The organism is Candidatus Omnitrophota bacterium (assembly GCA_016929445.1).
Classification (GTDB): Bacteria; Omnitrophota; Gorgyraeia; order JAFGIU01; family JAFGIU01; genus JAFGIU01.
Window position 1 is genome coordinate 19,266 of record JAFGIU010000057.1, and the last position, 13,160, is coordinate 32,425.

Annotated in this window: 8 protein-coding genes; all 8 read right to left on the reverse strand. The window is 56.5% G+C overall.

Translation table 11 applies throughout. From position 1 onward, the window contains the following. Position 1: 1 nt before the first annotated feature. The 8 genes from JW937_04965 to JW937_05000 all read right to left on the reverse strand — a co-directional run bounded on the left by JW937_04965 (position 2) and on the right by JW937_05000 (position 12,891). Positions 2-505 (reverse strand): hypothetical protein, encoded by a 504-nt coding sequence (locus tag JW937_04965; protein ID MBN1586763.1) that lies wholly within the window; start codon positions 503-505, stop codon positions 2-4. Then, entirely contained in the window at positions 505-1,083 is a 579-nt protein-coding gene (pilO, locus tag JW937_04970) for a type 4a pilus biogenesis protein PilO (protein ID MBN1586764.1), read from the reverse strand. Before pilO ends, JW937_04965 begins: the two co-directional genes overlap by 1 nt. Before the next feature lie 3 nt (positions 1,084-1,086). Then, entirely contained in the window at positions 1,087-3,099 is a 2,013-nt protein-coding gene (gene pilM, locus JW937_04975; GenBank protein ID MBN1586765.1) for a pilus assembly protein PilM, read from the reverse strand. A gap of 155 nt (positions 3,100-3,254) precedes the next feature. Next, a complete protein-coding gene (locus JW937_04980) occupies positions 3,255-3,557 on the reverse strand; it encodes a hypothetical protein (GenBank protein MBN1586766.1) in 303 nt (100 codons plus the stop codon). A 90-nt stretch (positions 3,558-3,647) separates the two neighbouring features. Further along, positions 3,648-7,319 (reverse strand): fused MFS/spermidine synthase, encoded by a 3,672-nt coding sequence (locus JW937_04985; protein MBN1586767.1) that lies wholly within the window; start codon positions 7,317-7,319, stop codon positions 3,648-3,650. 158 nt (positions 7,320-7,477) lie between these two features. Further along, positions 7,478-9,133 carry a hypothetical protein gene (locus JW937_04990; protein ID MBN1586768.1) on the reverse strand — a complete coding sequence of 552 codons (1,656 nt, stop codon included), beginning with the start codon at positions 9,131-9,133 and terminating at the stop codon, positions 7,478-7,480. A 254-nt stretch (positions 9,134-9,387) separates the two neighbouring features. Further along, positions 9,388-11,055, reverse strand: a complete 1,668-nt coding sequence (locus JW937_04995) for a hypothetical protein (GenBank protein ID MBN1586769.1) — start codon at positions 11,053-11,055, stop codon at positions 9,388-9,390. 207 nt (positions 11,056-11,262) lie between these two features. Continuing rightward, positions 11,263-12,891 (reverse strand): hypothetical protein, encoded by a 1,629-nt coding sequence (locus JW937_05000; GenBank protein MBN1586770.1) that lies wholly within the window; start codon positions 12,889-12,891, stop codon positions 11,263-11,265. Positions 12,892-13,160: the final 269 nt, after the last annotated feature.

Below are 13,160 nucleotides of genomic sequence, written 5' to 3' on the forward strand. Positions count from 1 at the left end.
CCTATTCCCCTTCCTGAAGAGACAGAATGTAGCGGCGCCCCTCTCGCTCAAGGAGAACGCGCCTTGCCTCAATTTCGACAATGATATTTCTCTCGTACATATCGCCGGTTTGGAGGATCTCTCCGTTCACAATAGCGTAGGATTTCCCATCCGGCCGCCAGGAAATTCCCTGCAAGTCCAGAGACGTCTCCCGCGCACTCAAAATAATTTCCTGCATAAAGAAAGGATCCCTGCCCCACGGCCGCTCCAGGCTGGCCAACTGTAAACGTCGCGACTCTTCATCAAAAGCTCCCATGGTAACCACCGGTCTGGAGCCGCGTTCCGGAACAAATGCCGGGGTTTCGGCGTGTGGCTCAGACGCAGGCTCTTCAACATGGGCCTCACCGCCCCCGCCCTTGTGGCGGTTCTTGACCTTGAAAATGCTGTTCACAAAGGCAAAGAGCATAACCACGCAGAGAACCCCGATCATGATCAGTTGTTTTTTGCTCTTCTCATCAAGAGCCATTAGCTGCTTCTCCCGGCAGTGAGCACATAACTGCTCACAATCAAATTCGCCTGAATCAGGCCTGCGGGGATATCCTTATTTGTTTCCAAGGTCATATCCTCAATAGTGCACAAGAGGGTCAGGCCTCCGAGCTCCTCTATATACCGGCCCAGGGACTGGTAATCCGTTTGCAGCTGGACTTCAACATAAATTCGGTAGACACCTTGAGGAGCAGCCCCCTTCACGTTTTCAAAATCATCGCGGGGCCGGATAAAGGCAACCTCAATTTCCAATTCCTCGCTTTTGGAAGCCAGCTGCTGGATCAAACGCGGAATATCCATTGTCGCGGGGGCCATCTGCTCCAAACGCAAAGTCTCTTCGTTTATCCTTGCAATCGCACCGACCGGATCCGGGGCCCTCAAAATCATCCCTTCGTACTCCACCATTTGGTCGTGCAAAGGCTGTAATTGCTCCTTGAGCTTGGCCGTCTGCCGGATTTGGCCCTTGTACGGCCCGATATAGAAGCCCACCAGAAACACAAGGAACCCGACGAGCCCCAAGAAAAGCATTTTGTTCTGCTGAATCAATGATTTAATCATGGATTAGTACACCAACTGACACGACACCTTGAACTCAGCACGCGGCGTCGGTGAGTACGGATCGCGGTCCGTGGAAACTAACTGCACCCTTTCGAAAAACGGGGATTCATCCAGCGCAATCAAATACTGCGAGAGAGCCACATCCAGAGAGGTGTAGGTTTGGGCCACCAGCCCCTGCAACAGAAGCTGCTGAGGTTGTTCCTGCTCCATGACCTCAATCTTTTTCAGCACAATATTGTCGCTTGTGATGTGGCTAAGCTCCTTCAAGACTCCGTGCCAAAGGGGTTGGCGTCCCACGGCCTTGTCCAGCAACCCTTTACGTTTCTCATAATTCGCCTTTTTCTGATCCAGAATCTGAATCTGGGAAACCGTGACCTCCATCTGTTCCAGACCGGATTCCGCATTGGTAATGAGTCTCTTGTAGTTGGCCACTTGCGCAGAAACACCCAGGTACATAAAACCAGCGGCAAGCGCAAAAAGAGGAATGAGTAGTTTTAAACCGAGCTTAAGACTGGCCAGCCGGTATTTCAGAGCCAGCTCCGGCGGAGCCAGATTGAACTTCTGGCGCTTAGGACGCACCACAAGCCCCAGGGCCACGGCCAGATCCGGGGAAGCCGCCTTCAGACGTTTCCAATCGTAATTATCTGCGTCAACCCACTCCCCGACCAGCTGGAGGGAATTGAGCTCGGAAACCTGGACCTCGGGCAAATTCTTGCTGAGGTATTCCAGGAAGCCCTTCATGCGCGATGCTCCGCCGCAAATGAGCAAACGGTCTATCTTTGTAATCTTGAAGGTCTGCTTGTAGTAGTTGAGTGAGCGCTGAATTTCAGTACGCAGGCGCTCCAGCACCGGCCGGACCATGCCGGCAATCCCCCACCCCGTCAGACCCCCGAACTCGGCCTCGTGTTGGTCCGGTCCGGGAATCCCCACTTCCTTTTTAACTTGCTCTGATTCTTCGAAACTGACATCCCGCTTGCCGGACGCGGTCGTAACTGTGCGCATCATGGATTGGGTCAACTGATCCCCGCCCATGGGAAGTTCCCGGAAGAACTGCAAACGGCCATGGGCAAAACAACTGAGGGCCGACCGCTTGGCCCCCAAATCCAACACGCCCACCACCTCGTCTTCCCGGATCAAATTGGCCTGGGTCACCAAATTCTCCAAGGCAAAAGGAAGCACGTTGATTTGTGCGGGGTGCAAACCCACCTCTTCCATAATGGCGACCGCATCGTCAATGTGATCCCGCTGCGAAGCCACAGTCAGAACCTGGAGCTTGCCCTTTTCCGGCGAGTCGGTCCCGGCCACATAGAAAAAATTATTCGGATCCACGGAAAAGGCCGCTTGCTTTTTAGCCTCCATAATGAGCGCGCCCTTGAGGTCCTTGCCCGAAAGCTTGGGAACCAGCACAGAGGAAATGCTCACGGAATCCCCGCTGCAAAGCCACATGCCGTGAGCCACCACCCCCGGCTCCGGAACCACAAGCCCGCGCAGGTACTCAATCAAGTACTCGCGGCGCCTGTCACGCTTGGCGCAAACCGCCGGCGGAAGTTCTTGGTGCCAAAAATCCGCGAGCTGAAAGCCGGAAGCCACTTGGCGGACTTTGACCACCTTGACACTGCTGTCTCCCAAATCAATTCCGTAAATAATCTTCTTGGGGGAAAATTTCTCGGTGAGTTTGTGAACAAAAGAACGCGGAGGCTCCTCACTCAAAGAAGCATCAATAAGTGTGGGCGCTTCCACTTCCGTGGCCCGGCCTGTAGTTGGGGCATTCTGGGCTGAGGCCCCGGGCGGCACAGACTCCTTGGGAGGCACTGAATTCTCTTCTCCTGCTGAAGGCGGCCACGAGGGGGCAGAAGACTTTTCTTCAGGTTGGGAACCTGAAGGAGGCGGAGGCCAGGCAGCAGGCTTGGGATCTTGAGGCTGCTCCGGAGACTTGCCTGCGTCTCCTTCTTCTCCTGGCTTCTTCTTTATGTAACCGGCGAATTCGTCAGGAATTTCTGAAGGGTCGACGACCACAGCTCAGCCCTCAAGGAAACAGGATTTCATTTTGAAGAATCTACAATTTAATTCAAATGCCCAGTGAGAATTCTAACATTTATCAAAAAATTAGTCAATCCTATACACAATAGTACGCAACTTTTCTTATCTTTGCGAGGTATTTTCTTCCCGGCTCATTTTTGGCTCGCCCGGATCCGGATCACCCCCAACTCCTGGAGAATCTGTTCCTGGTTCTTGAGCACCTGGGCCATCTGATTTGAGAGTGCCTCCAAACGTCCCGTGGAATCGCCGCTGTCACCGGCCCCCTTTATCCCGAATTTGCGTATGCGGGACACATCACCGGAGATCTCCTCGAGCTTCTTCATGATCTCCGAAATGGTGGCTTGAGGGACCGTGGTGGAACCGGCTTGAACAGGGGTGGAAACGGCTAGAAAAAGTAGCGAGAAAATAACTACGGCTCTAACAGCATGTTGCATGACCCTCTCCTAACTGTCATCCCCGCGCAGGCGGGGATCTATTTGGATGACTGAAACGACTAGATTCCCGCTTCCGCGGGAATGACACGCCTAATTCTTCTGACTCAATTTAAAGAACGCGCTCGGAGTGGTGCTGCGCACCCCTCCTTCATTCAAGAACAGCAGTTGCACCACAAGCGAATGGGAAGCCCGCACCGTGCCCAAAAAACTCATCCTCCCATCCCCTGCAAATTCCCGCACCCCGCCCATACTGCGCACGGGATTGGGCCACTCCAAGGCCTCTTCCTCAACGACTTGCTGCTGCAACAAATAGCGCACACCCAACTCCATAACCTGGCGATAGAGCTGGGCCCGGTCCGGGAACCCGGCCTCCTCGGCCAAAGCCGAGGCCTCTCCCATAGATAACGAGAAAATTCCGGTATCTGCCGTGGAACCGTGAGGCCCGACCCCGCCGAAGATCTCCCAACCCTCTCCGAGCGAAGCACTTTGCAAAGGCACCAACCGGTCTGCGCTGCGCACCACCCAATCCGCATAAGCCTCCTCCCCCGTGGCCCGGTAGGCTTGGTGCAGGGACTGAATCAGCCAATAGGCGGTTTCCAGATCCTCGATCTGTCCCGCATACTCCGCCAGAAAAGGGAAGCTGGTCTCGACCCGTTTCAGGAAGATGTCGTGCCCGGTAAAATAATAGAGTTCCATAAAGGCCGATAGCGCATAGCCCACCTGCAAGAGAGAGGCCTCCTCCGGATCGGACTTGAACACTCCGCTGCCCCAGCGCCCGTCCTCCTCCTGCAACAGACCCATGAAGCCCACCAGCTTCTCGAGTTGCCCCTGATACAGACGCGGCTCCCTCAACTGAATGATCCCCAAAACACCCAGAGCCGTGGGCCCCAGTTGGCCGCCCTGATCCGGCCCGCCCAAATACCCGAGCTGCAAGTTCCCGTCAAAATCCGCGCCTTCCAGGGTGTAGTCGTGATAGGCCTGCCTCAAATGCAAACCCAGTTTGTATTGGAAGAGTTTCTCCAAGTCATAGTTGGAGGTAAAGGCCGCCAGGAGACCCATGCGCAAGGAGCCCTCGAGCTGATCCGCCAGAGTCCCGGTGGAAAGGTAAAGATCCCGGGGCGCATCATAGGCGGCAGCCATCCAGCCCGTGTCATCCATATATCCCTGCAAACACCAGCGCGAGGCATCATAGAGCCGGCCCCACAGGGCCGTGGTATCGGCCAAGTCGGGATCCTTGAGACAGAACTGGATAATTTCTTCCCGGCTCAGGGGCGCGACCAAGTCCCTGGCCTTTTGGATAAGCTCCCGGCGCTTATACGCATCAAAAAGCCTCAAGCGTCCGGCCAAACGGTGGCGCAGATCCGAGGTGCTTTCCTTGACCACTTTGTAGGGATCCGAAGGCAATGAAGACAAGAGCGATGCGTTCAAACGCGCCGTGGGCTGGTGCGTGGCATCCGGAGAGCGGAATTCCAGAATGAGGTCATCATCGGTGTGAAAGTCTCCTGCTCCCGCGTACTGGCGCAAACCTTCCTCGCCCAATACAAAACAACTGAGCAGATCATAGAGGGAGTCCACCCCAATGCGCGCAAGGTCCTGACGCAACTGCGTGCGTTTGAATTGCCCCCGGACCTTCTCCACATCAAACTCCACAGGAACATCCGAACCCAGCAGGAGCACATCCACTCCGTGCGCCAGCTCCCAGACCTGCGTGTGCGGGAAGACTTCCCCAAAAGTGCGCGTGAGCAACTTAAGGTCCGCGGGATCGAGGCCGTCCAGAGGAATCCACTGACAAAAAACTCCGCCGCTTTTCAATGCCGCGCGCCCGGCAGCCAGACTTTCATAGGTGAGCAACGCCCCCGAAGGATAGCTCCACAAGTCCTGCGGCCCGGAGATAATGACATCGTAAACATCAGCCTGCGCGCGCAAGTACCCGCGCAAGTCTTCGCGCACTAAATGCACCCGGTGATCGGCCAGCACATTACGGTTGTGGAGAGTAAAGAACTGCGAGGCCTCCACTGCAGCCTGCTCCGGCTCCAGAATATCAATCCCTTGCACCGCATGCGTGGCCACCGAACTGCTCAGGATCCCGGTTCCCAAACCCACCACCAGAACCTCCCGGGCCTCAGTATGCAACATGAACGGCAACTGGCCGGCAAGCACTTCGCTCTCAAGCCGGCTCTTGGCCGCCCCGATAATCCGGCCGTTCCGGACCAAGTAACGGTCGGACCCATCCCGCTCGTCAATCACACTCACGGTTTGCGCCGAGCCCTCCCGGTAATACCGCACATCATAACGCGAGTGCAAGTCCTGGCGGAAAGAAGCCCAGCTCGGATTCGCGGTCTGGAAAGAACTTTGATGCAAGTCGCGGGTAAAAAGGAGAGGATCCCAGGGGGCCAGATAGGCCACAATCAAGGTCAAACAAGGAAGCGCGGTCACGGCTGCAGCGCGCATTCCAAAAGAGTGACGCCGCGCAGAACGCCAATTCCACAACACAACACCCACCGAAAGATTCACGGCAATGGCCAGGATCACTCCCAAACGCCCGCCCACGGCAGGCACAATAGCCACGCCCAAGACCAAGGCCCCGCCCACAGCACCCAAAGCTCCCATAACGGTGAAAGCCGCCGCATCCCGGCCCATATGCCGGCGCCCGGTTGTGGCTGCATCCAAAGCCAAGGGAATCCCCGCGCCCATAAAAAAGGCTGTGGGCAAAAGGATAACGGTGGTTACCACAAGCATCCATCCCACCGTGGGGTAGAATTCCCCGCCAATGACCCGGCCGAACAAATAGTCAAAAACCGGCAAAAGCCCGCAAAGATAAAGAGTGGTGCAGGCCACAGCTCCCACCGAAAGCTGGGACACGGCCAGAAGCCGCAAGCGGTCCCCGCGCGACACACCGGGAAAACGCAGAACCGCCAAAATCCCCAACCCAATCCCGAGAAGAAAGGCGGAAAGCCCGAAGGAGAGCGTATAAATCGACCCGCCCGCATAGAAACTGAGGAAGCGCACCCAACTGACCTGATACACCAAGGCCGTGCCGCCGATCAGGGCCAGAACCGCCAAACCCAGCGTGCGCCTTTGCTGCGCCAAAGGCGCCAGCCGCGCTGACGTGCGCATCACATGCGCGACGCGCCTGCGGCGCCGGACCCCCGGAGACGGCGGAGGCACACTGCGCTGGGATTCCGGCAGACTCCCCCAACCCAAAGCCGCGGCAATCACATGGCCCAGGGCTGTCAGGAAGACAGCCCCGGTCACACCCAAGAGCGCAAGGGAGAAAAACACACAGGCCAGGCAGCCCACCACCGCGCCCAGCATGCCAAAGCCGTAAAGCTGGGCCACCTCATCCCCGCGCCGCTGCGGCAACTGCATCCAATAACGCGCCAAAACCGGCACACCTGCGCCGATAAAACCTGCAGGCACACCCAAGGCAAGGACCAGCGACAAGAGAAGAAAACCCCGCGGAGCGCCTTGAGCCAAAATTTGAATGAGAACCGGAAGGAGAAGAATGTAAGCGCCTGCGGCCAACTGAAAGACCGCGTATTTCCATAGCGCGCGGCGTCGATCCCACGCATCGGCAGTGCGGCCGCTTAAATAAGAGCCCGCGCTAATACCGCCGAAAAAAGCGAGGATAACAAGAAGGGTGGCGTGGAATTCTGAACCCACCAAGGGCAATACCAAACGCTGCCAAAGGATTTGGGCTGCCAAGGCGGCGCCCCCCGCCAAGGCAAGTGAAATCAGGAGCGCCTGATTTCTCCACTTCATAGACGCATCTCCTTGAGTGACATTGAATTGTAGCATCACTCAAGAATCGCAGTCAAACTGCAGGGACGGTTCTTACCGTTCGTTGAACTCGGCGGGCCGTAAGAACCGTCCCTGGTGTCAGGCACCGGTGCCAGGCACCGGTGCCTGACACCGTGAAACTATTCTGTTTCACGCCAGTCTACCCAACGGTAAGGACGCACGGCAATTTCTGAGTCCACCAAATTCAAGACCTGTTCCGAATACAGGATGTCGCAATAGCCCTGGTCATTGGGAATGTGAAACTCCCGGCCATTGAGAAGCACTGCGCCCAGAATCTGAGGCCGCTGATCCACGAGACTGCTCCCCCCTCCGAATGCGCTGTCCAGCACCAAGGGCACATTGAAGTGATTGTGGAATTCAATTTCCTTGGCTATAAAAGCGCCTCCCAAGTCAATATGGTTATTGCCCGTAAAAGAGCCGTTGGGCAAATACAGATTCGCGTACATGACCACATGGTTGCGATCCACATCAAAATCGCCGGCCACATAGAGCACGCAATCCTTGGCGCTCAAACCGCTCCCCGCACCGGCCTGAAGCGTAAACCCGTTGTCAATTGTGATGTCCCCAGCCACATGCAGGTTTGTTGGGGCCTGGAAGTAAATTTCACCCCAAACCCCCATGCTCAGGCTATTGAGATAGTAATCCCCGCCGCTCAGGTAAAGCACGCAATGCCCGCCCATGCTGATGTTGCGGTAGGAGCCTGCGGCCAAAGTCTGCGTACTGTGATCGCCGAAAGCCAGATCCGTGGTGCCCGCGCTAAAGCTGGGGAAGCCAGGAAGGCTCATGAGCGGAAGACTCAGTGTGGTATGGGTTGTTCCTCCGATGCTCGAGTGATGACCCACAGAACCGGAATTGTAATGCAGATCTCCGGCCACTGTGGCGTGATGATCCAGGCTAAGGTTGTCGGCCATAATGCTTCCCCCCCAGACACCGTGAGAATCCGCGCTGAACCACCCCCCTGCGTTGACCACACCCACATTACCGGAAGCCACGTCCTGATGGTTGTGCATGGCCATGCGGTCCAGAGCCAGGAGCGCAAAGTCTCCCGCATCAAAGGGACTAGCCGGAGTCCCTATCAACTGCAGACGGGTCACATCCTCCACGCTGCCCGCGACATCGTGCTGATAAACCAACACCAAACCTGTCCACTGGGCATTGTTCTCCATGATCAGGCGCGGAGGCCTGGAAGCCGCAGGGGTCTTGTCTTCGATAAACAAGACCCCAAAACCTTGGAAGTCATCCTGGAGTGTGAGTCGGGCATCGTCCACATGCACGATCTTGTAGTTACCCGGGCTCCCGATGGCACTGCTGCCGTTATAAGTGGTGTCCGCTGAAATCACCATATCCGCGATCTGGCGAAAATAGTCGATCATCACTTCCACATCCACGGGAGTGACACCTCCCTCTATTGCAAGCGGGTCGCCGCTAATCGCTGTGTGAAGCATGGAGATCACACCGGCATTCAAATCCGTCACTGCGCCGGGACGGTCCCCGGAGCCGGCCAAATTCCCCGATGTGTCAAAATTGTGGCCGTCAATGACCGCCTCTGCAGGGTAAGTAGGGCTCCCGTCGAGGCTCAGAGAATAACTCGCCTCCCCGGCACGCGAGACAAAGGATACAGCGCCCAGGCTCCCGGCCACTGCACCGACCTGGGCCTTCTCGCCGGTCACGACGACTTTCTTGCCTTCAGCGGCAAGGGAAAGGGGCGCCACACACAGTGTGAACGCCCCTATTAACACCAAGCAGGTTGTTGGTTGCTGGATTCGCGTTCTCATGACATCCTCCTCCCCCTTCAGGGATTAGTTTTCAGGGCTTCAGATCCGGACCGGGCAGTGTCTCTAGGACCCCCTTGCCGCAGTCCGCTGGTTTAGCCCCGGAGGATGTCACCTCCCGCTTACCAGCACGTCATTGCCAGGAGCGCTACTCGTCATCCCGAGGAGCGAAGCGGCGGGGGGATCTATGTCCCGCAAAGATTGCTTCGCTACGCCCGCAATGACGAAGGAGGCTCACTCGCCATGACTACGGTGTTTTATTCGTCTTCCCTCCAATCCACCCACTTGAACGGGCGCGCTGCGAGCTCAGAGTCTACTGCTGTCAGGACCTCTGAGGAATATAGAATGTCCGCATAAGTCTCGCCGTTGGGAATGTGGAACTGGCTCCCTGCCATGAGCACCGCGCCCAGAATCTGCGGCCGCTCAGCAGAGCCTCCTCCAGCGCTACCAAAACCACTGTCGAGACTCGCCGGCACATTGAAGTGGTTGTGGAACTCGATACTTCTGGCGATAAACGCTCCACCCAACTCAATGTGATTATGGCCCGTAAATGATCCATTAGGCATATAGAGATTTGCGTAAATGACCACATGATTGCGATCCACGTCAAAATCGCCGGCCACGTAAAGCATGCAGTCCTTCGCACTCAAACCACTCCCTGCATCAGCCTGCAGCGTAAAACCATTATCAATATTGATATCGCCCGCCACATGCAAGGTTGTGGGAGCCTGGAAATACACTTCACCCCAAACCCCCATGCTCAAGTCTTCGATATAGTAGTCACCACCGCTCAAATAAAGCACGCCATTGCTGCCAAAAGTAATATCCTTGTAGGATCCCGCTGCCAGTGTATGCGTTGCGTTGTTCCCCAAGCTGACATCTGCAACCCCTGCAGAGAAGCTGGGAAAAGTGGGCAGCGTCAACAAGGGCGTACTCAAAGTAGTATAGGTTGCGCCCCCTATGCTGGAGTGATGATCTACAGAACCTGTGTTGTAGTGCAGGTCACCGGCTACCGTACAGTGATGGCCCAGCGAGAGGTTGTCGGCCATAATGCTTCCACCCCAGACCCCATGGGCATCCGCCGTAAATGTCCCGCCTGCATTGACGACACCCACATCACCACTGGCCACATCTTGGTGATTGTGCATTGCAATGCTGTCAATACCCAACAACACAAAATCACCCACATCAAAGCCGGTCGACGCCGCAGTCCCCATCATTTTCACGCGTGTCACGTCATCGGCGCTGCCGGCCCCATCGGCCTGGTTCACAAGCACCAAACCTACCCATTTGGCGTTATTGAGCATGACCAGGCGGGGATCCCTGCTTGAAGCGGGGTTCTGGTCGTCGATCACTAACACGCCGTAGCCCTCAAAATCACCCTCAAGCGTGAGCTGCGCGTCCTGGACATAGACGATCTGGTAGTCCGCGGCCCCGCCGATGTTATTGGTTTCGTCGTAGGCCGTGTCCGCAGTGATCGTCAAATCAGCCGCATACTTAAAGTATGCAACCATTTCGGCTGGATCGACAGCACTGAGGTCTTCGCCTCCCAACAGGGCCGAAGGATCTCCGCTCACCACGGCATTGCTGGTTGAAAGAGACCCCACGACTTCATCCGTAACCAAGCCGGGCCGGTCCCCGGCGCCCGTCAGGTTGCCGCTGGCATCGTGGTTCTCGCCTTCAACCACCAGCTCGGATGCGGCTGAAGCGCTCCCGGCCACAGTCAACGCATAGGTCGTTTCTCCGGCGCGGCCCAAGAGACTTAAAGCACCCAGACTTGCGGAAACAGTCCCCACAGCCGGCTTAATCCCTGTGACCGAGACCTTTTTCTCCTCTGCGGAAAATGCGGTGCCGGCGCTCAGGCAAAAAATGCCGAAGCCCATCACTAGTAACAGGCTTATTGTGAGTACGCTCATTCGTTTCATGACATGCCTCCTCAGTGTCCCTGTTTCAAGGCCATTGCCGCCCGGCCCACGCCCTTGAAACACACAGTATGCAACCCCCGTCTTGTGTCGTTGCCTCAAAAACGCCGTCATTGCGAGCCGAACCTGGCGAGGCGCGGCAACCTTTACGGAACGCGGAACAAAGATCACCACGTCGCTTCGCTCCTCGCGATGACGAGGTCCCGCATCTTATTCTGCTTCCCGCCAATCCCTCCAAGCATAGGCCCGGTCATCAATCAAGGCCTCACATGCATCCAAGGCCTGTTCCGAATAGAACACATCAAAAAAGGTCTCTGTATTGGGTAAATGCATCGTGCTCCCCGACAGCAGCACAGCCCCCAAGATCATGGGACGCTCTTCCGCCCGCCCCCCAATAAAAGCCGAGTCTCCGTTGACTGCTGTGGCCAGGTTATTACTGAAGTCCACGACGTTGGCAATCACCGCTCCCTGGAAATCAGCGCCGTTGCCTACCACAATGGACCCGTTGGGAATGTAGATATTGGCATGCACGACCGGGTTGTTGAAGGTGCAGTCAAAGGTGCCCGTAATATAAATCATCATATCTTTCGGCCCCAAGCCCGCAGCCCCCTCGATCAAGGAAAATCCGTTGGTCACATCAATATCCTCGGCCACGTAGAGATTGGTGGCTGCAGTGTAATACACGGTGCTGTTTTGGCCCATTTGCAGGCGCCGGATGTAGATATCCCCTCCGGTGAGATAGAGCGTCGCGTTGTTGCCCATGCGGATCTCGTCATAGGAGCCCGCAGCCGCGCTTTCGATTGCGCCATTGGCCGTGTTGATGATGTCGTCGCCTGGCGCGCCCGCGGAAAAGACCGGATAGGGCGGCAAAGCCACGTCTGAAAAATCCAGACTGGGATAAACAGTGCCCACCACTGTGACGTTGTTGTCCACGGTCAAATTATTCGAGTGCACGTCCTCGTTGATAATCACATTCTCCTCGAGATACACCGAATCCGCCAGCACACTCCCGTTAATCACGGCGCCGTTTTCGACAGTCAGAGTATTTCCCGCGTTGGCGATCCCGATATCCCCGTTGATGATGGCTCCGGTACCGATGATCAAGTCCGAAAGACCCAGCAGCGCATAATCCTGCATGAGAATTTCCATGCGGCCTTCCAAAGTGACCCGCGTGACCTGGGAAGCCACAGTCGAATCCTGATATACCACCACCAAGCCCGTCCAAGTCGCGGTGTTGTGCATGACCAGCCTCGGAGTAGTCCCATCACCGCTCCTGTCCCAAATAGCCAAGACGCCGAAGCCTGCGAAATCCTCTGCCAGAGTGAGCGTCGCGTCATCCACAAAAACAATCTGGTAATTTCCGGCGCTGCCGATGCTCCCGCCGTTGTACGTGGTATCCCCGGTAAAAATGATATCCGCGCGGTCCCTGTACCACTCCACCATCTCGAAGACATCAATGGAGGCCACACCCCCCAGCTGGCCTGAGGGATCTCCCGTCACAACCAGGTTCGAGGCCGTGATCGTCCCAACCACCTGGTCCGTGGCAATCCCGGCCTGGTCGTCCGCCCCGGTAGCTGTGGCAGTCAAATCGTAATTCGTGCCGTCAATCACGCCCTCCAGCGGCTCCCCGGGTTCCCCGGCAGCCACCAGGGAATAGCTCGCGGCTCCGTCCCGGCCCATAAAGTTCACGGCCCCAAAGGTCAAGGCATCCAAGGCCGGACGGGTCGCGGTCACTTCCACCTTTTTGGCTTCAAACCCAAAAGTCCGGCTTGCCGCGCCCAAGGCATTCATGGCCACAAACACCGCCAAAATAAAGACACTCCCCAAGAACCTCTTCATGGCCCTTTCCCCCACAATAAAATGACCGGAACTCCGAACTTGCGCACCTGCTCCACGCGAGCCTCCCCTTCAAATCCTGCCCTCTCAGACTGTTCTCCCTAACCGTCGTCTCAAACGACTGACCCCGTACCCCTGAGGCAATGACGGCCTACCCCCATCAGGACAAGAACTTGGGCCCGCAGGCTACCCCTTCAGGCTGTTCGGTTTCCCGGCCAGATACACTTGCTGTATCGTGGACATAACAAGATCCATCTGGGAGTATAACACCA